Genomic DNA, 24242 nt, shown 5'->3' on the forward strand with positions numbered 1-24242 from the left:
AAGCTCGGTATCTTATTTCGCCGATTCCTTCCGGTCGAGATGATGAAGCCGTGCAATTGAGGTTATGCATCCGGATAAATCCCCGCCTGCTTTAAGGCAGCGGTGAAGGATTTCGATCAGCGCGACAACCCATTCCGGATCGCTGACGTGCAGATAGGTGCCCAACTCGCCGGTCTGGTGATCCTTTAATGCGTTTTCCAAGCTGTCTTTAGCTAGGGAGAAGGCTATTGACGACGTTTCGGGAGTCGTTATTTCTTCGATGATTTCCTTTGCCGTGCGTCTGCGTTCGGTCAAATCCGTTGCTGCGTTAAGCTGCTGCATCATGTGTTCCATACTGCTGGCGTTCATAGGAAGCTTCCTCCGTTATCCGTAACTATCGGCAAAATCATAATATGAATAGTAAGATTATAGCATCGAATCCGCTTCGATCGCGAAAAAAGCTCCCGATCCCCTGCGAAAAGGGGCGGGAGCTTCATGACTTTAAGCGAGCAGTGCGCGCAGCACAGCGGTAACGGCAGCCATTTCTTCGTCCGTACCGATGGAAATGCGCAGCTTGTCGGCCAGACGGGGATGCTCGAAATGACGGACGTAGATGTTTCGTTCCAGCAGGCTCTGATACCATGCGCGGGCATCGGGCTGTCCCGCTCCCGCCGGAGGCGTGCACAAGACGAAGTTGGTTTGCGAAGGGATGACATCAAATCCGAGGCTGCGAAGCTCGGCGATGAAGCCGTCCCGCGTCGCCTTGACTGCCGCTACGGTGCGCATCGTGTATTCGCGGTCTTCCAGAGCCGCTAAGGCAAGCTTCCGGCTGATGGCGTTGATGTTGTAGATGTCCTTGCTCTTCTCCAGCGCGGCGATGAGCGGCTCGGCAGCGATGCAGTAGCCGACCCGCGCTCCGCACAGGGCGTACGCCTTGGAGAACGTCCGGACGACGATCACGTTAGGATAGCGGTCCACCAGCGGGATGGCCGTTGCGTTGGGATCGGCGAAGTCGATGTAGGCTTCGTCGATGACGACCAGCCCCGGGAAGCGGTTGACCAGCCGTTCCACTTCTTCGAGCGGCATCAGGTGTCCGGTAGGCGCATTCGGATTGACCAGCACGATTGCGTCCGCTCCGCTGTCCATCAGCAGCCCCGGATCGACGGTATAGTCGTTTCGCGTCGGGACTGCGATGGAAGAAGCCTGATAAGATGCGGCCACCGTGTGATACAGCGAGAACGACGGATCAGGCAGGGCCAGCCGACGGTTCGGGCCTATGAAGCCTTTGACGATCAAGGAAATGATCTCGCTCGAGCCGTTCCCGCAAAAGATTTGCTCGTCCTTGACGCCATGCAGCTGCGAAAGCGCAGCGCGCAGCTGCATGCAGCGGGCGTCGGGGTAACGGCGAAGCTCTTCTTCGCCAAGCGTACGCAGCGCCTCCAGCACGAGCGGAGAGGGCGGGTACGGGCTTTCGTTCTGATTCAGCTTGATTGCGGCGCTTCCTTCCGGAGGGAGGTCGCCCAAGGCGTATGGGGTGAGCCGTTCGATATGAGGCAGAATAAGGGTCATCGGTTTGCTTCCTCCTGACATCCGGCTGACGGGGTCAGCCCGTGATTTTTTGATGTACGGAACGTCTTCCGCTTTGCGCAATGGGATGATAAGATGAGCATAATCGCATTTTGACATTAGTAAAATAGTCAGTTTCATAATTTTTCGAGTGACAGTTTGAAGGAACGAACATTTCACGAAAAGGGAGAGCCGGGATGATCGATTTGATGCCGAGGCTCGACGAAACGTCGGGCGAAGCGCTGTATATGCAGCTGTACCGCTATATCCGCGACGAAATCGCCGCCGGCCGCATTCCGGCGAACGAGCGGCTGCCGTCTATCCGTACGCTGTCGGCTTACCTCGGCGTGAGCCGGTCGCCTGTCGCTCTTGCCTACGAGCAGCTGCTCGCCGAAGGCTATGTAAACAGCAGGCCGCGCAGCGGGCTTTATGCCGCCGAGCTGGACACGTCCGCCACCTTGCTGCGGGTGCAGACCGAAGCGGCAGCGGAACGTTCCGCCGTTTCACCGTCGCCGAAGCGCGCGTACCACGCTTCCCAGGATGAGCCGGTCCGTTACGACTTCGGCTACGGCAGCGTCGATATTACCGGCTTCCCGCTGGCGAAATGGCGCCGGCTGATGAACCGGTGCCTCCTGCCGGAAAACAGCCGTCTGCTGCTGTACGGCGATTTGCAGGGCGAGCCGGAGCTGCGCGCCGAAATTGCCGCCTACCTGCATCACATGCGCGGGGTGCGCTGCCAGCCGGAGCAGATCGTCGTCGGTGCGGGCACGTACCACTCGCTCGATTTGCTGTTTCAATTGCTGCGCGAGGACGTCGTCCGCATCGCTTCCGAAGAAGCGGTCAACGACGGGGTGAAAGCGCTGTTCGGGCAGTTCCGGTTCGATTGCCGGCCCCTCCGGCTGGAAAGCGACGGCATCTGCCTCGAAGAGCTGCAGGCCAGCGGCGCGCAGGCCGTTTATGTGACCCCGTCGCATCAGTTTCCGTACGGCATGACGCTGTCGGCGGGCAAGCGGATCAAGCTGCTCCAATGGGCGAAGGAACGGCGCGCCTACATCGTTGAGAACGACTACGACGGCGAGTTCCGCTACAGCGGCCGGCCCATTCCTTCGCTGCAAAGCCTCGACGACGACGGCCGGGTCATCTACGTCGGCACGTTTTCCCGGGCGCTGACACCGGCGTTCCGGCTCAGCTATCTCGTGCTCCCTCCGGCGCTGCTGGAGAGGTTTCGCGACCGCCGGCACAGCTACGACCAGCTCGCTTCGCCGATCTTCCAGAAGACGCAGCAGTTGTTCATGCAATCCGGCGACTTCGGGAGGCACGTGCGCAAAATGCGCAGCGTCTACCACAAAAAGCGCGATGCGCTGCTGCACGCGGTGCGCGATGCTTTTCCGGCGGGCGTCGAGATGATCGGCGCGGACTCCGGGCTGCACCTGCTGCTTCGGGTCCGCTGCGGAATGGACGAAACCGGGCTTGTGTGCGCGGCCGCCCGGGAAGGGGTCGGCGTCTATCCGGCTTCGGCTTACCGGCTGCGGCCGGAGGCGGACGAGGCTCCGACCGTGCTGCTCGGCTTCGGCGGCCTGTCCGAAACAGATATCCGGGAAGGAATCGGACTGCTGACGCGGGCGTGGAAAATGGAAGCTTTTCTAAAGAAATGAAAGAATATGGACGATAAATCCAGTAGGATGTCAATTTTCTTTTATTTTGAAGAGGAGGGGTAGCATGAAAGTTTCCGGCGGAGGAAGCAGCGTCTTGAACCTGTACGCGCTTCGGGATCAGGAGGGCAAGCCCGGCCTGAGACCGGGATCGATGGCCGGCTTGAAGCATGATACGGTCGAAATTAGCCCGACCGGCCGGCAATTGGCCGAAGGCGCAATCAAGCACCGCGTGGGCAAAGTGTTCGTATCGGCCCAAATCGGCGAATCGCTGAACCGGCTGCTCGAAGGAAAGCCGCAGGAGGTAAGCGATGCGGTGCATACGATCATCGGGTCCAATCTGCTGCCGGGCGGCTCCGTCTCGGACGAAGGGGAGCGATCCGTACTGCGGGAGGCGGGATTAGCGCAGGCAAATTATGTGGCGGACCATTATATGTCGGGCGGCGAAGCGTCCGAGTTGATGGCGGTCATGAATCAAATTGCCGTCATCGGCGCGAAGGGAACGGTAGATCCGGCCACGGGAAGCGTCTCCTACCAGATGCCGCCGTCCCGGCCGATTGGGGCGCCCGAAGACTATGTGGACATCAACGAGCTGATGAAGCGATTCGAACCGGATACCTACAAAAAGCTGCGCGAAGCGGTAGCCGGTGGCGGCGACTGGGGCAGTATTTTGTTTTCGTTTGTTGAAAAAATCCCGCAAAACGGGCAGTGGGTGACTAAGTATCGCGAGGAAACGGGGCAGCTGATGCAGGAGCTGAAGACGACGAAGCTTGACAACCGGTTCGCAGGCGCTAATACGACCGGTATGGCCTCTTTCCTGCTGGACATGAACCGTAAGCTGGACCAGGCGCCGCTTGCAAAGACCGACGCCCTGATGCGAAATATGGCTAATTTTGCACGGCTATTCGGGCATCGGGTCTAAGGAGACGTCGGTGAGCCGCCGGATAAAGGCAATCGGTCAAGCCCGGGAGAACGCACAACGCATGGATAACGGCAATCTGATTGAAATCCGGGAAGACGCTCGACGCACGAATGGCGGCCATCCGCTCGAAACTCGAAAGACCGTACGCCTCCCGGCCAAATGGCTTGGGGGGAGGGACGGTCTTTTTGCTGTACAGAGGACAAAAACGACAGGAGATGAAATTAATACCGTCACTGGAATAAATGAAACTTAAATTCTTCCATCCCCTCCCGGAAATCGCAGTTTTTCTTCACAATTTATTCAAATATTTATTGACAAGCGAAAAAAACAGCTGTTATTATTAACATCAGTGGTGAAAATAAACGAATTAAACTTGTTCGAGGAATCATGTTAAGCGGTTCCGGACCCGACGAACCCAACTTGAAAGCGTTAGCAATCAGGGGACTTGGACCGTTAACCGCAGCGGAACCTCTTGAACTTCACATGCCGAAAGGAAATGAGCTACTTATGGGCTTCGAACGATTGGTGGAAGAATACCGCGGAGGCGTGCTGGAAAATGTACATATGGGCCTCGTCTGCGGAATGGACGAGAACGGCCGGATCGTATATTCGGTCGGCGACGAACAGCATATGACGTTTTTGCGTTCGGCGGCGAAGCCGTTTCAGGCGATCCCGGTCATCAAGCACGGCATCGACGAAAAATTCAAGCTGAGCCCGAAGGAAGCGGCTCTGTTCGCCGCCTCGCACCGGGGAGAAAAGTATCATATCGAGGCGCTTGAGTCGATTTTGCAGAAAACCGGGCTGAAGGAAGAAGACATCCTGTGCTGTCCGACTTATCCGCTCAACGAAGCGCCCCGGGCGGCCTGTCACTGGGAGCATCTGGAGAAGCGCAAGCTGTATCATAACTGCTCCGGCAAGCATTCCGGCTTTCTCGCGCTGTCCAAGGAGCTCGGCTACGACCTCGGAACCTATTGGAGCATCGATCACCCGGCACAGCAGCTCAGTCTGGAAGCGATGGCCGAAATGGCCGACTACCCGAAGGAAGACATCCGCATCGGGGTGGACGGCTGCGGCTTTCCGGTTTATGCGATGCCGCTGCACCGAATCGCCCGCGCCTATCTGAAGCTGGCCTGCCCGGATCTGATAGCGGATGCCGGTACGAGAGCGGCGGTGACGAAAATCGCCGGTTATATGAACGCGAACCCGGAGATGATCGCCAGCCACGACTTTATCTGCACCGCGCTGCTGACCGATCCGAACATTGTCGCCAAGGGCGGCGCCAAAGGGGTATACGGCTTCGGGCTCAAAAAGGAGCGCATGAGCTTCGCCTTAAAAGTTCTTGACGGCTCGGAGCTCGTGTGGCCGATTATCGCCGCTTCGATTCTGGAGCAGATCGGCTACGACAACCGCGATACGATCGACCGGTTGTATGCGCTCGCTCCGAAGGAGATCAAGAACGATAACCACATCGTCGTAGGCGAGCGAAAAACCGTATTCCGGTTCTAAGCGAGCGCATCACCGAACCAGGGTAACGATCTTCCCTCTTTTGGACGAACGGCTCGTTCGTTCCGCAGGAAGATTTAGCATAAATCAATGAAAAACGGGGGGATTTTCCATGAAAAAACGTTTCGCAGCTTTTACGGCAATGGTGCTCGCAGGCGCGATGTTTGCAGGCTGTAGCGGCGGCGCGGGCAAACCGCAGCAGCAAGGCGCGGCCGAGCAGCCGACGGCCAAGAAGGAAGGCAACGGCATCACGATCGCGGTCAATGCCAACTTCGTGACGCTGGACCCGCACAACGCGGCCGATACGCTGTCCATTTCCGGCTACCGCACGATGTATCAAGGTCTGCTCGGCTTCGATCAGGATATGAAGGTCGTGCCTGTGCTGGCTGAATCGTACGAAGTGAGCCCGGACGCCAAGGTATACACGTTCAAGCTGAAAGAGAACATCAAGTTCCACGACGGCACGCCGTTCAACGCCGAAGCGGTCAAAGTCAACCTCGACCGGGTGAAAAACAAGGACAACAACCTGAAAATGGCGCGCAGCTTCGCCGCCGTAGAGAAAACCGAAGTCGTCGACGCCAAAACGGTAAAAATCACGCTGTCCCAGCCTTACTCGGCGATGCTGAACAAGCTGGCCATGCTGATGATCATCAGCCCGCAGGCGCTGGAGAAGTACGGCAAAGATATCGGCCAGCACCCGGTAGGCACCGGTCCGTTCAAGTATAAGGAATGGGTGCAGGGCGACCGGATGACGATCGAGAAGAACGCCGATTATTGGGAAAAAGGGCTGCCGAAGGTAGATACCGTCACCTTCAAGCCGGTACCGGAGAACGGTTCCCGCGTCGCGATGCTGAAAACGGGCGAAGCCGACTTCGTCTATCCGCTGCCGACCGAGCAGGTGGAGCAGGTGAACGGGAAGAACGGCATCGTCGTGGACAAAACGCCTTCGACGATTGCGCGCTACATCACGATGAACATGACGAAGAAGCCGTTCGACGACGTCCGCGTCCGTCAGGCGATCAACTATGCGATCAACAAAGACGCTTATATCAAAGTCGTCAAATCGGGCTTTGCCGAAAAGCTGGACTCGACCATGTCGTCCAAAACGCAATTTTATGCGAAGCAAACGCCGTATGACGGCAACGTGGAGAAAGCGAAAGCGCTCCTGAAGGAAGCCGGCCTCGAAAACGGCTTTAAAGCCGAAATCTGGGGCAGCTCCGACTCCGAGACGGTGAAAGGCATGCAGTTCGTTCAGCAGCAGCTGGCAGCCGTAGGCATTACGCTCGACGTGAAGCCGATGGAGGAAGGCACGCTCTCCAACGAGATCAACTCGGCCAAAACGCCGCAGGAATCCAAGGTGCAAATGTGGTACGTCAGCTGGTCCCCGTCCTCGGCTGACGCCGACGCGGCGACGCGTCCGCTCTTCGCGAGCGAAATGTTCCCTCCGAACGGAGCGAACACCGCCTACTACAAAAACGATAAAGTAGACGAACTGATCGCAAAAGCGAACAAGCTGTCGAATGCCGACGAGCAAAAAGCCGTTTACGCCGATATTCAAGCGCAAATCTACAAAGACGCTCCATGGGTGTTCCTTGCCGTCGACCAGATCGTATCCGGCAAGAAAAACTACCTCGAAGGCGTGAAAGTATATCCGGACGGCTCGATCAACGTCCGCGAAGCCGAAATCAAGAAGTAAGTCCTGACCTGATGCTGTGTTGACCCGCCCTCCGGTGCGGTGCTCACCACAGCATCTCGCCTAATGGCAGGTTTTCAGAGGAGGAGTGTAAAAGCTTGGCTCAGTATGTGCTTAAACGATTGGTTGCCGTCATTCCGATTCTTTTCATCGTTTCCGTCTTGATCTTTCTGTTCATTCACCTGATTCCCGGCGATCCGGCGCGGCTTGTGGCCGGCAAGGAAGCCACGCTCGAAGACATTCAGCGCATTCAGGCCGAGCTCGGCCTCGACAAGCCGCTCTGGGAGCAATATTTCATCTATATGTCGCATCTGCTGCAGGGAGATTTGGGTCAATCGCTCAAAACCGGCCAGCCGGTGACGGAGATGCTCGCCTCGCGCATGATGCCGACGATCTGGCTGACGATTTTCAGCATGGGCTGGGCGCTTCTGTTCGGGATCGTGATCGGCGTCATCTCCGCGACGAAGCGCAACCGCTGGCCGGACTATTTGAGCATGCTGACCGCGGTCTCAGGCATTTCGGTGCCGCCGTTCTGGCTCGGCCTGCTGCTCATCCAGCTGTTCTCTGTGCAGCTCGGCTGGCTGCCGACCGGAGGCGTCGATACGTGGCAGGGCTACGTGCTTCCTTCGATTACGCTCGGCGCGGGCATCATGTCGATGCTGGCGCGCTTCTCCCGGGCATCCCTGCTGGAGTCGCTGAAGCAGGACTATATTCGGACCGGCCGGGCCAAAGGCTTGAACGAGCGCACGGTCGTCTGGGGGCATGCGATGAAAAATTCGATGATCTCCGTCGTTACCGTAGCCGGGCTTCAGTTCGGCTTTCTGCTCGGCGGCTCGGTCATTGTCGAGACCGTGTTCAGTATCCCGGGGCTCGGGCGGCTGCTGATCGATTCGATCGCCTTCCGCGATTATACGGTCATTCAAGCGGAGCTGCTGCTGTTCGCCGTCGAATTCATTCTGGTCAACTTGCTCGTTGACGTCCTGTATGGCGTTCTTAATCCTAAAATTCGCCTGTCGGGCCAGAACTGAGGAGGACCACCATGAGTCAAAACATCGTCATCGACCATTCCGCGGACTCGGCTATTCCGTTAACGAAAAGCAGTCCGCTCCGCGATTTCTGGATCAAAATGAAAAAGCAAAAGCTCGCGTTCGCCGCAGGCCTGTTTATCGCGCTGCTCGTCGTCGTCGCGGTGATCGGTCCCGCGCTTGCGCCTTACGATCCGTCCGTGCCGGACTACGACAACATTTTGTCCGGCCCGTCGGCGAAGCATTGGGCCGGTACGGACGAGTACGGCCGCGATATTTTCAGCCGCATTCTCGTCGGCACCCGGCTGTCGCTGTCCGTCGGCCTCAGCGCCGTTCTGATCGGCGCGGCCATCGGCACGCTGCTCGGGCTGGTCAGCGGCTATTACGGCGGCTGGCTTGACCGGCTGATCATGCGGAGCAGCGACGTCATGTTCTCGTTCCCCGATCTGCTGCTGGCGATCGGCATCGTTGCGATCCTTGGGCCGGGGCTGATGAACGTCGTCGTCGCCGTTGCGATCTTCGGCATTCCGTCGTTCGCAAGGCTGATCCGCAGCGCCACCCTGGAAACGAAGGAATCGCTGTATGTGGAAGCGGCCCGTTCCATCGGGGCGAACAACGTGCGGATCATTGCCCGTCACATTTTTCCCGAAACCGTTCCGAGTCTGATCGTTTACTTCACGATGCGGATCGGGACGACGATTTTGGCCGCATCGGGCCTGAGCTTTCTCGGCCTCGGCGCGAAGCCTTCGGACCCGGACTGGGGGGCCATGCTGAGCATGGGCCGCGATTACCTCAGCATTGCGCCGCATGTCGTTTATTTTCCGGGCGCCGCCATTTTCCTGACGGTTCTCGCCTTCAACATACTGGGAGACGGTTTGAGAGACGCGCTCGATCCGAAGATCAAGAATTAGAACAGGAGTAACGCGAATGACTCAAAAACTACTTGACGTGAAAGGCCTCAAGACACAGTTCACCCGGGATCAAGGCAAGGTCAACGCGATCGACGGCGTCGATTTTCATGTGAACAAAGGCGAAGTGCTCGGTCTGGTCGGAGAATCCGGCTGCGGCAAAAGCGTCACGTCCTTGTCCGTCATGCGGCTGCTGCACGGCACTCCGGGGAGCATTGTCGGGGGAACGGTCCGTTTTCAGGAGAAGGATCTGGTCGCGCTGTCCGAAAGCGACATGCGCCGTATCCGGGGCAAAGACATCGCGATGATTTTCCAGGAGCCGATGACGTCGCTCAATCCGGTGCTCAAGATCGGCAAGCAGCTCGTGGAGGCGATCCGTCTGCACTTGAAATACGACAAAAGCAAGGCGCGGGAGCACGCCGTTCATATGCTCAAGCTGGTCGGCATTCCGCGCGCCGAGGATGTCATCGACGAATATCCGCACCAGCTGTCGGGCGGCATGCGGCAGCGGGTCATGATCGCTATGGCGATGTCCTGTAACCCGCAGCTCCTCATTGCCGACGAGCCGACCACCGCGCTGGACGTGACGATCCAGGCGCAAATTTTGGACCTGATGAAGAAGCTGAAGGACGAGAACGACATGTCCATCATGCTGATCACCCACGATTTGGGCGTGGTGGCCGAAATGTGCGACCGCGTCATCGTCATGTACGCCGGACGCGTCGTCGAGGAAGGGAATGTGCTGGACATCTTCGACGACCCGCAGCATCCGTATACGAAGGGGCTTATTCATTCGGTGCCGAAGCTGCGCCAGAATCACCGGCGGCTCGAATCGATTCCCGGCAACGTGCCGGACTTGACGAACATGCCGGCTGGCTGCAAGTTCGCTCCCCGCTGCTCGGCGGTGATGGATATTTGCCGCGAACGGGAGCCGGAGCTGGTGCAGACCGCCGGCGGCCGCAAGTGCCGCTGCTGGCTCTATGAGAACGATAGCGCGAAGGGAGAAGGGGAAGCGTGACGAAACCGCTGGTGGAAGTGAAAAACCTGCGCAAAGTGTTTCCGATCAAGAAAGGGTGGTTCGCGAAGCCGGCTTTGCTGCAGGCGGTGGATAACGTATCTTTCTCCATCCGCAGGGGCGAGACGTTCAGCATCGTCGGCGAGAGCGGCTGCGGCAAGTCGACGACAGGCCGCCTGATAACGCGGCTGCTGGCGCCGAGCGAGGGCGAAATCTGGTTCGACGGGCAGGAGATCGGGAAGCTGGACGAAGCCCGCATCCGTCCGCTGCGCCGTCAGATGCAGATGGTGTTCCAGGACCCGTATGCGTCGCTTAATCCGCGCATGAAGATCAAGGACATCATCGCCGAGCCGCTGCTCATTCACGAGAAGATGTCGGCGGCGGAGCGGGCGAAGGACGTGCAGCGGCTGCTTGAGGTCGTCGGCTTAAGCTCGTTCCACGGCGAGCGCTACCCGCACGAGTTCAGCGGCGGCCAGCGCCAGCGCGTCGGCATCGCCCGCGCTTTGGCCGTGAAGCCGAGTCTGATCGTAGCCGACGAGCCGGTTTCCGCGCTCGACGTGTCCATCCAGTCGCAGGTGCTGAACCTGCTGCAGGATTTGCAGGAGGAGTTCGGGCTGACGTACTTGTTTATTTCCCACGATCTGAGCGTCGTCGAGCATATCAGCGACCGCATCGGCGTCATGTATCTCGGCTCGATGGTCGAGCTGGCGGATAAGGACGCGATGTACGAAAAGCCGCTGCACCCGTATACGCAGGCGCTCTTTTCTTCCGTGCCGGTCCCGGACCCGCGGCTGAAGCGCGAGAAAATCGTGCTGAAGGGCGACCTGCCCAGCCCGGTCAACCCGCCGTCCGGATGCCGGTTTCATACCCGCTGCCCGGCGGCAATGGACGTCTGCCGGACGAAGGCGCCCGTGTTCCAGGAGCAGGAGCCGGGCCATTACGTGGCTTGCCACTTATATGGGGAGAGCAAAGGATGAAGATCACGACAGGATTCGTTCAAACGGCGGATGTCACGGTTTATCTGTGTCCGGAGAATGCCGGACAGCCGGTTCCGCGGCTGGAGCTGCGGCCGGCGATGAAAGCCCGCGGCGCGGTCACTTGGTTTTACGGCCGGGGCGAAGAGGCGCATGTGCTGATCGTCGGACTCGGACCGGAAGCGAAGGTCAATGCGGAACGGGTGCGCGAAGCGGCCGGGAATGCGGCCAGAGCGGTTCATAAGGAGGAAGGCTTCGCGACGACGGTGTCTGTCATGCTGGAATCGTTCGTCCGGGCGCTGAGTGGCGCGCTATCCGAGGAAGAGGCGGTACGGGCTTGGACGGAGGGCTGGTTGCTTGGCTCGTATGCGTTCGACAAATACAAGTCCCGCAAGGAAGCCCGTACGGTAGAGCGTCTGCACCTTGTATGCGCCGAGGCCGGGGAAGCTTCCTATGAGCAAGTGCTGCAGCAAACGGCCATTCGCGCAGAAGGGGCAATGTTTGCGCGCGACCTGTGCAACGAGCCTCCGAACGTGCTGCACCCGGAATCGCTTGTCGAGATCGTTCGGGAGCGGTTTGCGGAGCGGCCGGTGGACGTTCGTGTCTACGGGGAGCGGGAGCTCGCGGACCTGGGCATGAACGGGTTATTGACCGTCGCGCAGGGAAGCCGGTACAAGCCCGCGCTCATCGAGCTGACGTTCTGCACCGACCCGTCGCAGCCGCTGCTGGCGCTCGTGGGCAAAGGCATTACGTTCGATATGGGCGGCATGAACGTCAAGTCCGGACGGGATATCAGCGACGCGCGGTTCGATATGGGCGGCGCCTGCGCCGTGCTTGGTGCGATGGATATGATCAGCCGGTCGGAGCTGCAAGCGAACATCGTCGCGCTGGTCGCGGTCGCAGACAATATGCCCGATGCGGCGGCATTCGTCCCGTCCACGGTAATCGCGTACCCGAACGGTCTCTCCGTGCAGGTCGGCAACACCGACGCGGAAGGCCGCCTCGTACTGGCCGATGCGCTGCTGCACGCCGGGCGTCTCGGCGCCCGGGAAGTGGTCGACATCGCGACGCTGACGGGCAACGTCGGCGAAGCGCTTGGGCTGGGCGTCGCCGGGGCGTGGGGCGACCGCAAGCTGGTCGAGACGCTGGCGGGCATCGGCGAGCATTGCGGAGACCGGCTGTGGCCGATGCCGCTGGTCGACGACTACGAGGAGCTGCTGCGCAGCGATTACGCCGATATGAACAACATTCCGCCGATTTCGTACGGCGGAGCCATTGTAGCGGCGCTGTTCCTGCGCCGCTTCGTGGCCGATGCGATGCGCTGGGTGCACATCGACATGGCGAACACGGTGCAGGCCAAGGCCGCGCGCGGCTATTACCCGGCCGGAGCGACCGGCTACGGCGCGCGGTTGCTGGCCGATTTTGCGGTGAGCCGGGCCGAAGCGAACCGGAACGCCGGGGGCGGCGAGGGTTGAGGCCAGCCGCCGGCTGGGCGCGGACAGCGCAGGCTTGATGCGAGATGAGCGGGTTACTGATAAGGGATCGTCCCATGGCAGACATTTTGCCGAGGGGCGGTCTTTTTTTTGGGGGAGGGTGCGAGGATTGGCGCGAATTGAAGCCGTTGAACGACTCGGCTTGAAAATAAAGGAACGATAGTAAGCTAATGAGGCTTTTGACGCGCATTTTCGCGAATAGAGGAACTGAGGTGACTAAATCGTGTCGAAAAAAATTCATTCCCCCTGATTCGGAGGCGTTTACGCACCACAGGTTCGCTATTTTGCGGAGATGGGCCTATTGGGCGGAAATAGATGCGGTTTCGTTCCGCTAATTTTAGCGAATCCTAAGAGGATGATTTGTACCGCGTTTGTACCGTGTCTGTACCGTGTCTGCCGTCGCCCCAAATAGGTAAGCATGATATGGAAAGACGCTGCCCGGGCTTTTTGGTTATGATGAAGGCAGCCGCTAAACCATCACGGAAGGAGCCTTTGATATGACGGATTCAATAACGAAGCGCGTCGCAGGGTTGGATTGGCCTTCGATCCAACAAGCGTTGGACGAGCAGGGCTTTGCGGCGCTTCCGCCTTTGCTGCGGAATGACGAATGCCGCGAGCTCATAAGCATGTATGAGGTGGAGTCGCATTTCCGGACCAAGATCGACATGGCCCGCTACCGGTTCGGCATCGGAGAATACCAATATTTTCAGGCTCCGCTGCCGCCGCTGCTGCAGGAGCTGCGCGTCGCGTTTTATCCCCGGTTGGCCGAAGCGGCGAATCGCTGGCAGACGCAGCTTGGTCAGGATGCCGACTACCCTCCCGAACTGGAGCAATTTCTGGAACGCTGCCATGAGCAGGGGCAGACCCGCCCGACGCCGCTGCTTTTGAAGTACGGGACAGGGGGCTATAACTGCTTGCATCAAGATATGTATGGGGATGTGTTTTTCCCGTTCCAGGTCGTCTTTGTCTTGAATCAGCGGGAAAAGGAGTATGCGGGAGGCGAATTTTTGCTGGTCGAGCAGAGGCCGAGAGCGCAATCCAGAGGCCATGCGGTTGCGCTGGACCAAGGAGCCGGGCTTATCTTTCCGACGCAGCATCGTCCGGTGCAGGGCACGCGCGGGATATACCGGACGACGCTTCGTCACGGCGTAAGCACAATTACGTCGGGGACGCGATACAGTTTGGGGCTTATTTTTCATGATGCGAAATGATCAAGTTCCTTACCTTTACTTGAGGTGGCGGATACCGCTCCAGCGGATGCCCTTTCCCGGAAAAACGAGGCAACTCTTCGAAACGGGTGCCGACCCATCCCGGGGACCTTATATTCATCCCTAATCAGCGATTAACACTTCATCCTTGCGCTTCAGGTGCAGGGATTTTTTTTGCTTGGAAATAAAATTTCATGTAACTATTTACAAAATGAAATAATATTTTATAATAGGAGTATGAGGCTAATGATAGCGTTTACAAAAGGGTTGCCATAAAAATGTCAGAGAGAGGGGCGGCGGTGGAGAGATGACCGATTCTAGCAAATGGAATGAGATAGACCGGCTGATCCGGCGCTGGGTGAAGGAAAAGGCGATTCCCGGAGCCGTCGTGGATATCTCGCTGGGGGGTGACGTTCGATGGAGCCAAGCTTACGGGTCCTATTCGGACGGCACTGCCAAGTGCCAAGTGACCGAGCGGACGATGTTCGACGTCGCATCGTTAACGAAAGTGACAGTGACCTTGCCCGTCATCCTGGCGCTGGCAGAGCGGGGAAGACTTCGGCTGGACGACCCCGTCCAGGCGTATATTCCCGCCTTCCGCCATCCGAACGTGACGCTGCGCCACCTGTTGATGCATACTTCAGGGCTTTCTCCCGAGCTACCTTATGCCAAGCGGACGGAGCGCCGGGACGTCATTCCTCTCGTGCTGAAGCAGGAGCTGGTAACGGAGCCTGGGGAGCAGGCGCTCTACAGCGACCTCGGGATGATCCTGCTCGGGGAAGTCGCCGCCGTCGTATCCGGGCAATCGCTTGATGCGTGCGCGCGCCGGTACGTGTTCGACCCGCTGGGGATGGCCGATTCGACGTTCAATCCGCGTCCTGAGCTGCTTGGACGAATCGCCGCCACGGAGCCGCTGGAGGATGGTTACGGGTACGTGCACGGAGTCGTCCATGACGAGAAGAGCTATCATCTGGGAGGCGTCAGCGGCAGCGCGGGACTGTTCACAACGGCGGACGACCTGCGCAAGTACGCCCGGGCATGGCTTGACCCGGACGACGGCGGACTGCTGAGCAGGGAAACGATCGACGCTTGCTTCCGCAATCCGTATCAAGGCCGGGCGCTCGGCTGGGAAATATGGCACGGTCAGGAGCGGGCGCCGTCTTGCGGAGCGTCTTGGCCGCACGGCAGCTTCGGACATACCGGCTTTACCGGAACGAGCCTGTGGATCGATCCGTTCCACGAGCTGATTGTTGTGTTCTTGACGAACGCAGTGCATTTCGGACGAAGTCCGATCATGCGGGAGCTGCGGCCGATTCTGCATACGGCGGTTTATACCTCGCTCATCGGGGATAAATAACGAATCATCATCCAAGGGAGGGCTTAAGTTATGAAGGGGACAAAGACAACGAAATCGGCTATCGCGCTCGCTGCCGCCATATCGCTTATCGCAACGGGCTGCGGCAGCCCGGCGAAGGACGGGGCCCAAGAAGCTCCGGCGGCAAACGGCGGAGGACAGAAGACGGAAGCCCAGAAGGTCAAGCTGACGATGGGCAGCTGGCGGACGGAAGACAAGGAAGTGTACGAGAAGATCATCAAAGCGTTCAACAAGACGAATCCCGACATCGAGATCGAATTCAAGCCGACCAAAAACACCGAATACAACACGGTGCTGAATACGGCGCTGCAAACCGGCAGCGGCCCCGACATCATCCATCTCAGGCCGTATGCGGCCGGCATCGCGCTTGCCGATGCCAAGTATCTGGAGCCGCTCGATAGCGTCAAGGGGCTCGAAGCGATTCCGAAGGAAGCGAAAATGGCCGCCACCGGCAAGGATGGCAAAGTATACGGCGTACCGACGGTATACAGTTCGACGCAAATTTTTTATAACAAAAAGCTGTTTCAAAAGTTTAACCTGTCCGAACCGAAAACTTGGGACGAGCTGCTGAAGGCGGCCGATACGCTGAAGCAAAACAAGATAACGCCGTTTGCCTTCGGCTCCAAGGAAGGCTGGATTTTATCCCTGACCCACGGCGCGCTCGGACCGCAATTTTACGGCGGCACCGAATTCGTCAACAACCTGCTCGCAGGCAAAACGAATTTTAAAAGCAAAGAGTTCGCCGATTCGATCACAATGCTCCAAGGACTGACAAAATATTTCCCGGAAAATTATACGGGTCTGGGCATGGATGACATGCGCAACCTGTTCGTCACTGAGCAGGCGGGCATGATCGTGATGGGCGACTGGGAAATTGCAGTCATGAAAAAGATGAACCCGGAGCTCGATCTGGATCTGTTCCCTGTTCCACCGGTGAAGGCGGACGGCAAGGCCAGCGTGACTAATTGGGTGGACGGTTCGTTCGCCGTGAACGCAGCGTCCAAGAACAAGGAGGCGGCCTTGAAATTTATCGAGTTCATGACGACGAAGGAATTCGGCAAGATGGTGGCCGACGATCTGAAGAAGCCGAGCACGATTCCGGGTGTGGAATCCTCCGACCCGCTCGTCGCGAAAATGATTCAGCTTGCTGCCGCCAATTCGACGCCGTATGCGATGGTCGTGCACTTCAGCGCTGGCAATCCGACAACCAAGGCTACGCTGGAGACGGCTCTCCAAGGAATGTATCTGGGCAAGGAAAAACCGGAGACGGTGACGGATCTCGTGCAGAAGAGCGCCGATTCCTGGTTCAAGCCCGCGGCCAAATAAACCGGCCGGTCGGCACAAACTTTATCGAAAGGGCGGGGCGCAATGAATCGAGAAGCGGCGGTATGGGACCGCACGAGCAAACGGCAGCCGGGTTTAAACTGGAAACGAGGGATCATCCACCTGTTCCCGGTTCCCGCCCTCGCCGTCTACACCCTGTTTGTCGTGTATCCGATCGCGGCGGCTTTCAGCTACAGCTTGTTCGACTGGAAGGGACTTCAGAAAGGCGCTTTTGTCGGCATCGACAATTTCGTCAAGCTGTTTACGACGGAGCCGTTCAACGGGCTGTTCTGGAACGCGTTCGGGCATAATGTTTACTATTTTGTACTGGAAATGATCGTCCAAAATGGAATCGCTTTCATTTTGGCGTACATTATTTACACGAAAGTGAAGGGCGCCGAGCTGTTCAAAATGGCCTATTTCGTGCCCCGGCTGCTGTCGGTCATCGTGGTCGGCTTCCTGTGGAAGCTGATGCTGAATCCGAATTCCGGCGTCGTGAACTTCGCGCTTAAGAATATCGGTCTCGCCGAATGGGCGAGGCCATGGCTGGGCGAGCCAGGCACGGCGCTGACGGCGATCATTCTCGCGAACAGCTGGTTCGGCGTCGGCTTCGCGGTGCTGATTCTGCTTGCAGGTCTGCAGTCGATTTCCCAAGAGGTGATCGAGGCGTCGAGGCTTGACGGGGTGCAGGGCTTCCGCTTGATCCGCTCGATCATTCTGCCCATGATGACGCAGTCCGTCGTCATCCTGACCGTATTCACGTTCATCCACGCGTTCGAAGCGTTCGAGCTTGTGTATGCGATGCAAGGCTCGCAAGGAGAGCCGTATCATTCGACGGATACGCTCGCCGTTTTCTTTTACCGTACGGCTTTCGGGGGCTCGTCGGGCGACGGCGTGGCGGTCGGCCTGGGGTCGGCGCTGGCGGTCGTGCTGTTCTTGATCATCGCGACACTGTCCGCATTGTTTATGGCCTATGTTCGCAAGCGGGACATGGAGTATTAGAAAGGGGGTAGACGCTTCGTGAAAACGAACCCGCTCTTGCGCGCGTCGCAATATGTTACCGCCTGTCTGTTCGCGCTCCTCAGCCTCTATCCGATCGTTCTGATGCTCTTGTCCTCGTTCAAGACGAACATCGACATTTTCAAAAATCCGATCGGGCTGCCGAAGGCATGGAGCCTTGCCGCCTATAAGAAGCTGCTGGACCAGCTGCCTTACTTCGATTATTTCTGGAACAGCCTGACGGTCAGCGTCGTCTCCGTTGTCCTGATCCTGCTGTTCGGGTCGCTGGCTTCGTTCTATATTGCCAGATACCCGTTCCGCTGGAATCCGGCGCTGTTCTTCTTTTTCCTGCTCGGCATGATGATTCCGGTCAAGCTGGGCATCGTCCCGCTGTTCATGCTGATGAAAAATTTGGGGCTGATGAACACGGCGACTTCGCTGATTCTGATGTACACGGCCATCGGCATCCCGATGTCGGTCTTGATCTTGACCGGATTTTTTCGGACGCTGCCCAAGGAGCTGGAGGAAGCAGGGCGGATCGACGGCTGCTCCGATCTCCGCCTGCTGCTGAGCATCGTGGCGCCCTTGATGAGACCGGCGCTCGGAACGGTCATGATCATGAATTTCATCACGGTGTGGAACGATTTCTTCTTCCCGCTGATCTTCATCCAAGACGAAGTGAAAAAGACGATTCCCGTCGGCATGCTGACGTTGTTCAGCGAATACTCCACCGATTGGAGCGTGCTGTTCGCGGGCTTGACCTTGTCGTCGCTGCCGATGATCGTGCTGTTCGCCGTCTCCTCCAGGCAGTTTATGGACGGCATGACGGCGGGCGCGGTCAAGTAAGGCGGGACGAGAAAGGCAGCTAATGCGATCAGGGAGCCGAGAAGGGAAGGAGATTTTATGACGCACAACGAACAACAGCAGCCGGTAACGGAGCAGCGCAACGCGAAGTCCGTCCATTTGGACCGAATGAGCGTGCGGGAAATTATCGAGACGATCAACAGCGAGGACGGTACGATTGCCGCTTCCGTGCAAGCCGCGCTGCCGCAGATCGAGGAAGCCATTGCCGCGATTGCGGAGCGGCTGAAGCAGGGCGGCAAGCTGTATTACATCGGGGCCGGCACGAGCGGCCGGCTTGGCATTCTGGACGCCTCCGAATGTCCTCCGACGTTCGGGGTGGATTCGTCGCTCGTGCGCGGCATTATTGCCGGGGGCGAGACGGCGATGGTGAACCCCGTAGAAAATGCGGAGGACGATATCGAAGCCGGGGCAACCGATATCGCGCGCTATGCGACGGCAGCGGACGCGGTCGTCGGCATTACGGCGAGCGGCCGGACGCCGTATGTGCTGGGGGCAATCCGTGAGGCCAACCGCATCGGCGCTTTAACCGTCGGCATCTCATGCAACACGGGCACCGAGCTGAGCAGGGCGGCGGCATACGGCATCGAGGTTCCGGTCGGACCCGAGGTGGTCACCGGTTCGACGCGCATGAAGGCCGGCACCGCGCAAAAGATGGTGCTGAACATGATCAGTACAACGGTTATGGTTCAGCTCGGCAAAGTGTACGGCAACCTGATGGTGAACGTGCAGGCGACGAATGCCAAGCTGCGCGAGAGGGTCGTGCGCATCATAGGCGAAGCGACGGGAGCGGACCGGACGGTGGCGGAGGAGCTGGCCCTGCGAGCCGACGGCGATGCGCGTCTGGCGATTCTGATGCACCGGTTTCAAATTGGCAGGGAGGAAGCGTCGGCGGCTTTGGAGCGGTCGGGCGACCATTTCGGAGAGGCGGTCCGCCGGCTGGAAGGCCAATGGATCAGATAACAGAGCTTCCCGCAACCGCCGAAAGGCGGCTCGCGGGAAGCTTTTTTTAGTTAATCAATGTTTAATTCATTCGTTGTGCCCCGGATGAATCTGTGATACACTCGGAAAGTAATTAAAGAACTTTAATAAGTTGGCGGTGAGTGCCATGAAGCTTCCTTTCGTTCAACCCAAGATGATGGGGGAAATGATTCGTCGGCAGATTCGTGCAGTGCTGTATCGCGATTCGGTATCGACCACGGCCGAGCTTGTACAGAGAACAGGCATCAGCTTTCCGACGATCAGCAAAACGCTGGACGAAATGAACGACCAAGGAGAGGTTTTATTGACGGGACTGGGAGTATCCAGCGGAGGCCGGCGTCCGAAGCAATACCGGTTAAACGCCGATCATATGGCGGGGCTCGCCGTAGGGCTCGAAAAGGATTATTCCTGCTATGTGCTCCTTAATTATGTGGGCGAGGTGATCGGGCGGGAGAAGCTTCCCGGCGTTTTGCACGATGGACCCGAGCGGTTGACCGAACAGATCGAAACGTTCGTAAAGCGTTATCCTCATTTGCGAGCTCTGACCTTGGGAGTCCCGGGAGCGGTAAATAACGGGCGCGTCTTTCATATCCCCGATTACGAAAAGTTCAAGAACTTCGATTTCAAATCGTTTTATGAAGAACGCTTATCGCTCCGGGTCCAAGCGGAAAATGATATGAACGCCACCGTTCTTGGCTATCACGACCGCTCGGGAGGCGACCAAAACCGCTCTCTGGTCTACCTGTATCTGGGGCAGAACGGTCCCGGCGCCGGGATTATGGTGAACGGCGACGTAGTAAGAGGGAGCAGCTTTTTTTCGGGCGAAGTTTCCTTTTTGCCGATTTACGATTCGCGCAATTTTTTTCAAGCGGTTCAAGACCTGTCTTCCGCACAGAACGGCAAGGACAGGCGTGCGAAACTTATTGATGCGATGAGCCGTTTGGTCGCCGTTTTTACGGCCACTCTGAATCCGCATACCGTCATTTTTTGCAGTACGGATATGACCGAAAGCGATCTTACCGATGTCCGGAACGGATGCGCCTCCTATGTTCCGCCAGACAACTTGCCGTCCCTTATTGTCCGGGATTGGGAGGAAGATTATTTCCACGGGCTAAATCAACTCACGATCAGAACGATGCTGGGTATCGGAATCGATTGATTGCGCAGCCGGCTTGAAAAGGAGAATTGGCATGGAACATTCGCTAAGCAGCCGCCAAATTCAACTATGGCGGATTGCCATCTATTTTATTTTCGCGCTGCCCGGTTTTGCGCTTGCCACATGGGTTTCGCGCACTCCCGCGATCCGGGATTCGTTAGGCGCTACTACCGCCGAGATGGGATGGATTATTTTTGGCTTGGCCGTCGGCTCCATTGTCGGCCTGTTCAGCGCAAGTCATCTTATTGCAAGCCGCGGAGGGCGCTTTGTCATGATGGCCGGATTGCTGATCAGCTCGGCTGGACTCGGGATCGTGGCGTTGAGCGGGGGATGGCTTGCCGGCGGGATGGCAGTGTTTCTGGGACTGGCCGTTTTCGGGTTCGGGAACGGAATATGCGACGTGGCGATGAATGTCGAGGGGACGGCCGTCGAGCGCGCCGCGCAAAAATCGCTTCTGACCGGCTTTCATGCCGCCTTCAGCGTAGGCAATCTTATGGGGGCCGTTGCAGCTTGGGCAGCGATTGGGGCAGGTCTGTCCGTCTTTGTTCATTTGTCGCTCGCCGCGGTCGTCGTGCTTTTGTGCGCCGTCTACTTATACCGGTTCGTCCCCGCCGGAACCGGGCAAGAGCGTGCCGCGGATTCGGGGGAGCCGCCCATGACCGCGCGGGAGCGCATGGCGGTCTGGAAAGAGCCGCGCACCATTTTGATCGGCATCGTTGTCTTGGGAATGGCGTTTGCGGAAGGCTCCGCGAACGACTGGCTTCCGCTGGTCATCGTGGACGGTTACCACGTCTCCCCGGCGACGGGCTCGTTTGCATTCGGCTTGTTCGTGGCCGCCATGACCATTGGCCGCGCAGCGGGCGGGATGCTGCTCGACCGGTTCGGCAGAGTCGCCGTCCTGCGGGCTTCCGCGCTGTCCGCGATTGCGGGGCTGCTCATCGTCATTTCGGGACAAAGCTTCACGACTGCCGCTATCGGCGTTGTGCTGTGGGGATTCGGCGCGGCGTTCGGATTTCCCGTAGGCTTATCCGCCGCAGGAGACGATCCCCGCGGGGTCGCTGCGAGGGTGGGCGCCGTGTCGACGGCCGGATACCTCGCCTTCCTTGTCGGTCCGCCGATCCTGGGGGTGATCGGCGAGTCCGTCGGCTTGCTTCGCGCCTTAATTATCGTGCTGATCGGCGTTGTGGCGGCCGGATTGTTGTGTCATGCCGCGAGGCCGATCGGAGCGCAGGCAGAGAATACGAACTTCAAAGCCTAGAGCCGGGAGTCATCCCCAGTCCGGTGTGCTTGACGCGGTTCATTGCTTCGCGAACGGCTTCGCAACGAAGAAATAACAGCACAGTCCGAACCACATCACCGCCGCCCCCCAATAAACGGCAGAATATCCTGCATGCTGCACCACCCAGAACGAGACGGCCGGACCGAGCGCCGCCCCTATATCCAGCGTGACGGAATAGGCCGTCATGACGGTTCTTCGGTTGCGCATGCTTAGCGTGCCGGAGACGGAGCCGGCCAAGGCATCCATAAGCGTCGTCGTGCAGGTCGATGTTATCAAAAGCGCCACGGCCGCAGCCATCCAGCCCCAGGTCGGCAAAGGCAGCGGAAACAAAATCAGCAGGGCGGCTGCTATGCCCATCGTACCCGTCAGCAGACGGGCTTTACTCGATTGCCGATCCGACAGGCTGCCGATGAACGGCGACAGGAAGGGACCCCAGCCCCACCGCAGCGCCTGCAGTCCCCCGGCGATAAACGCGCCGCCGAGCGTAAAGCCGAGGACCGTAATCGAGGCCTGTCTCGTTTCGGCATAATTGCTGAGCGTGGAGGTCAGCATCCCTTCGTAAATCATGGCCGAGCCTAAGGCGGCGGCGAGCAGCCAAGGGACGTCTTTGGTTTTCAGCACGGTCAGGAATGCGGCGCCTCCGGAGCGCTGCTGCGGAATCGGAACGGAAGCCTCCGCCTGCCGGACGGATTTCTTTTGCGCATCGTCTATTCGCAGGCCCCGCAGCAGGAAAGGGACGCCGCAAACGGCAGCCGCACTAAGGAGCCATGCTACGGCACGAAGCCCCAACACCTCGGCTACGGTGCCTCCGAGCAGCATTCCGACGAGGCTCCCCAGCCGGTAGTGACCGTTATACAGGCCGAACAACCGGCCTTCGTTGCGGTTCCCGCAAAGCTCCAAGATGGCGTAATAGGCGCCGAGCCTTAAAAATGACCAAGCGAGGCCCCAGACGCACCGCGCTGCAACCCAGAGAGGGAATGTGTGAATGAACCCGTACGAGGCAGTTGTCAGGATCGCCAGCACGACTGCTGCCAGCATGCCTTGCCGCAAGCTGATGTGACGGTAAATCCGGCTGACGACAGGGTTCAGGGGCAGCCGTACCAGACGGTTGACGGACAAAAGAAGCCCGACCTGAACAAGGGAGTCCAGTCCGGCTTCCTTCCAGTGCAAAGGCAGTACGATGTACAGCATCGAGTCACCCATCAAACAAAGCGCCGTAATCCATGAGATCCGCAGCACTTCCTTTTTTCCGCGGAGCATTGTCTTATCCATTGCGTATTCACTCTCTTCCTCAAACGGTCCTTAGCGTTAGCCGGTCATACTCAAAATAATTCACCCCCTCGCAAAAAACTAATATATAATGATAACTAACCGATAAGTTGTGCTTATGAATTCCGCGTCAAGGGGGATGGCTGTGAATTTGCATGCGCTTAAAGTATTTCATGCCGTAGCCCGGAGCGGTCATGTGACCCAAGCGGCGGAGGAGCTTCGGATCAGTCAGCCTGCCGTTACCCAGCATCTAAGAAATTTGGAAAAGGATATCGGCCTCAAGCTCGTTCGGCCGGAGGGAAGAGGCATTGCTCTGACGTATGCGGGGCGGGAACTGTATGCTTTATCCGGCAAGCTGTTCGCAGCGGAGCGCGAAATCGAGAACCGGATGCGAGACATCGCGGCGGGAAGACGGGGAGAACTGACGCTTGCCGTTACCAACCTCCCCGGAACCGTGCTGCTTCCAAGATGGATCGCGTATTTCAAAACCCGGCATGAAGACGTTGCCATCAATGTCATTACCGTCAATACCTGCGAGGCGTTCGCCCTCCTGAGCGAGCATCGGGCAGACGTGGCGGTTATTGCGGGAGGCTGGGAACAGCCCCGAATGAAATGGGAGCATCTGTTTGACGACGAGCTTTGGTTTATCGTTCCGGCCGGGCATCCTCTGGCGAACCGCGAAGCTTCTTTAAAGGAAATGATGGAAGAAACGTTCGTCATCCGGGAAGAGGGAAGCTCGACCCGAGAAAGGTTCCTCTCGATGTGCCGGACCTATAACGTAAGGCAGCCGAAGATCGGGATGCAGTTTAACGGGCTGCACGAGACGATTCGAGCGGTCGGCGCCGGGTACGGGGCAAATCTCATCTCGGCGATGGCGGTCCGCGAATATATCGAGCGGGGCGAAGTAGCCCGGGTGTATGTCCGGGATGTCGAGCTGAAACGGCCGATTGCGATATGCACGGCCGAGGATCATCCGCTAACGCCGGTCGCAGAATCGTTTGTCCGGCTCATTCGAAGAAAATTAAGAGCAGAAGAGATCGAAATCTAGTTGGGTTGGGGTC

The 24242-nt window shown here is 58.3% G+C and carries 22 protein-coding genes; 19 read left to right on the forward strand and 3 right to left on the reverse strand.

Features of this window, described 5'->3' with window-relative positions; all coding sequences use genetic code 11:
- Window positions 1-12 precede the first annotated feature (12 nt).
- Both PEH01S_RS03485 and hisC read right to left on the reverse strand, forming a co-directional pair.
- A complete protein-coding gene (locus PEH01S_RS03485) occupies window positions 13-348 on the reverse strand; it encodes a hypothetical protein (RefSeq protein ID WP_127483975.1) in 336 nt (111 codons plus the stop codon).
- A gap of 132 nt (window positions 349-480) precedes the next feature.
- Window positions 481-1548, reverse strand: a complete 1068-nt coding sequence (gene hisC / locus PEH01S_RS03490; protein WP_127483976.1) for a histidinol-phosphate transaminase — start codon at window positions 1546-1548, stop codon at window positions 481-483.
- 194 nt (window positions 1549-1742) lie between these two features.
- Between hisC and pdxR the strand changes: the two genes are divergently transcribed.
- The 18 genes from pdxR (at window position 1743) to PEH01S_RS03580 (ending at window position 21891) form a co-directional block, all read left to right on the forward strand.
- A complete protein-coding gene (pdxR, locus tag PEH01S_RS03495; protein ID WP_127483977.1) occupies window positions 1743-3200 on the forward strand; it encodes a MocR-like pyridoxine biosynthesis transcription factor PdxR in 1458 nt (485 codons plus the stop codon).
- Window positions 3201-3264: 64 nt separating this feature from the next.
- Window positions 3265-4119, forward strand: coding sequence for a hypothetical protein (locus PEH01S_RS03500; protein ID WP_127483978.1), 855 nt, complete (start codon window positions 3265-3267; stop codon window positions 4117-4119).
- 61 nt (window positions 4120-4180) lie between these two features.
- Window positions 4181-4372, forward strand: a complete 192-nt coding sequence (locus tag PEH01S_RS03505) for a hypothetical protein (RefSeq protein WP_127483979.1) — start codon at window positions 4181-4183, stop codon at window positions 4370-4372.
- 254 nt (window positions 4373-4626) lie between these two features.
- The gene (locus tag PEH01S_RS03510) at window positions 4627-5625 is read left to right on the forward strand and encodes an asparaginase (protein WP_127483980.1); all 999 of its coding nucleotides are present in this window, start codon (window positions 4627-4629) and stop codon (window positions 5623-5625) included.
- A 109-nt stretch (window positions 5626-5734) separates the two neighbouring features.
- Window positions 5735-7318, forward strand: coding sequence for a glutathione ABC transporter substrate-binding protein (locus PEH01S_RS03515; protein WP_025850972.1), 1584 nt, complete (start codon window positions 5735-5737; stop codon window positions 7316-7318).
- Window positions 7319-7413: 95 nt separating this feature from the next.
- Window positions 7414-8343: a nickel ABC transporter permease gene (gene nikB, locus PEH01S_RS03520; RefSeq protein ID WP_025850971.1), complete on the forward strand. Its 930-nt coding sequence runs from the start codon at window positions 7414-7416 to the stop codon at window positions 8341-8343.
- A gap of 11 nt (window positions 8344-8354) precedes the next feature.
- Complete coding sequence (locus PEH01S_RS03525) at window positions 8355-9251, forward strand: ABC transporter permease subunit (protein WP_025850970.1); 897 nt, start codon at window positions 8355-8357, stop codon at window positions 9249-9251.
- Window positions 9252-9267: 16 nt separating this feature from the next.
- A complete protein-coding gene (locus PEH01S_RS03530) occupies window positions 9268-10266 on the forward strand; it encodes an ABC transporter ATP-binding protein (RefSeq protein ID WP_025850969.1) in 999 nt (332 codons plus the stop codon).
- Window positions 10263-11240, forward strand: a complete 978-nt coding sequence (locus tag PEH01S_RS03535) for an ABC transporter ATP-binding protein (protein WP_127483981.1) — start codon at window positions 10263-10265, stop codon at window positions 11238-11240. Before PEH01S_RS03530 ends, PEH01S_RS03535 begins: the two co-directional genes overlap by 4 nt.
- Window positions 11237-12712 (forward strand): leucyl aminopeptidase family protein, encoded by a 1476-nt coding sequence (locus PEH01S_RS03540; protein WP_127483982.1) that lies wholly within the window; start codon window positions 11237-11239, stop codon window positions 12710-12712. The genes PEH01S_RS03535 and PEH01S_RS03540 overlap by 4 nt, the downstream gene beginning before the upstream one ends.
- Before the next feature lie 515 nt (window positions 12713-13227).
- Window positions 13228-13941 carry a 2OG-Fe(II) oxygenase gene (locus PEH01S_RS03545; RefSeq protein ID WP_025850966.1) on the forward strand — a complete coding sequence of 238 codons (714 nt, stop codon included), beginning with the start codon at window positions 13228-13230 and terminating at the stop codon, window positions 13939-13941.
- A gap of 304 nt (window positions 13942-14245) precedes the next feature.
- Complete coding sequence (locus tag PEH01S_RS03550) at window positions 14246-15295, forward strand: serine hydrolase domain-containing protein (protein WP_036714647.1); 1050 nt, start codon at window positions 14246-14248, stop codon at window positions 15293-15295.
- Window positions 15296-15325: 30 nt separating this feature from the next.
- Window positions 15326-16639, forward strand: a complete 1314-nt coding sequence (locus PEH01S_RS03555) for an ABC transporter substrate-binding protein (RefSeq protein ID WP_127483983.1) — start codon at window positions 15326-15328, stop codon at window positions 16637-16639.
- A gap of 42 nt (window positions 16640-16681) precedes the next feature.
- A complete protein-coding gene (locus PEH01S_RS03560) occupies window positions 16682-17638 on the forward strand; it encodes a carbohydrate ABC transporter permease (protein ID WP_246062778.1) in 957 nt (318 codons plus the stop codon).
- Between the two features lie 18 nt (window positions 17639-17656).
- Window positions 17657-18481 (forward strand): carbohydrate ABC transporter permease, encoded by an 825-nt coding sequence (locus PEH01S_RS03565; RefSeq protein WP_025850962.1) that lies wholly within the window; start codon window positions 17657-17659, stop codon window positions 18479-18481.
- 57 nt (window positions 18482-18538) lie between these two features.
- A complete protein-coding gene (murQ, locus tag PEH01S_RS03570) occupies window positions 18539-19459 on the forward strand; it encodes an N-acetylmuramic acid 6-phosphate etherase (protein WP_025850961.1) in 921 nt (306 codons plus the stop codon).
- Between the two features lie 145 nt (window positions 19460-19604).
- A complete protein-coding gene (locus PEH01S_RS03575) occupies window positions 19605-20636 on the forward strand; it encodes an ROK family transcriptional regulator (RefSeq protein WP_036714645.1) in 1032 nt (343 codons plus the stop codon).
- 31 nt (window positions 20637-20667) lie between these two features.
- A complete protein-coding gene (locus PEH01S_RS03580) occupies window positions 20668-21891 on the forward strand; it encodes an MFS transporter (protein WP_127483984.1) in 1224 nt (407 codons plus the stop codon).
- A 39-nt stretch (window positions 21892-21930) separates the two neighbouring features.
- Here PEH01S_RS03580 and PEH01S_RS03585 read toward each other — a convergent pair whose 3' ends face one another.
- A complete protein-coding gene (locus tag PEH01S_RS03585; protein WP_127483985.1) occupies window positions 21931-23184 on the reverse strand; it encodes an MFS transporter in 1254 nt (417 codons plus the stop codon).
- Between the two features lie 142 nt (window positions 23185-23326).
- On the opposite strand from PEH01S_RS03585, the gene PEH01S_RS03590 reads away from it, so the two are divergent.
- Window positions 23327-24229 (forward strand): LysR family transcriptional regulator, encoded by a 903-nt coding sequence (locus tag PEH01S_RS03590; RefSeq protein ID WP_127483986.1) that lies wholly within the window; start codon window positions 23327-23329, stop codon window positions 24227-24229.
- Window positions 24230-24242 lie beyond the last annotated feature (13 nt).

The organism is Paenibacillus ehimensis NBRC 15659, assembly GCF_004000785.1.
In the GTDB taxonomy this organism is placed as follows: Bacteria; Bacillota; Bacilli; order Paenibacillales; family NBRC-103111; genus Paenibacillus_G; species Paenibacillus_G ehimensis.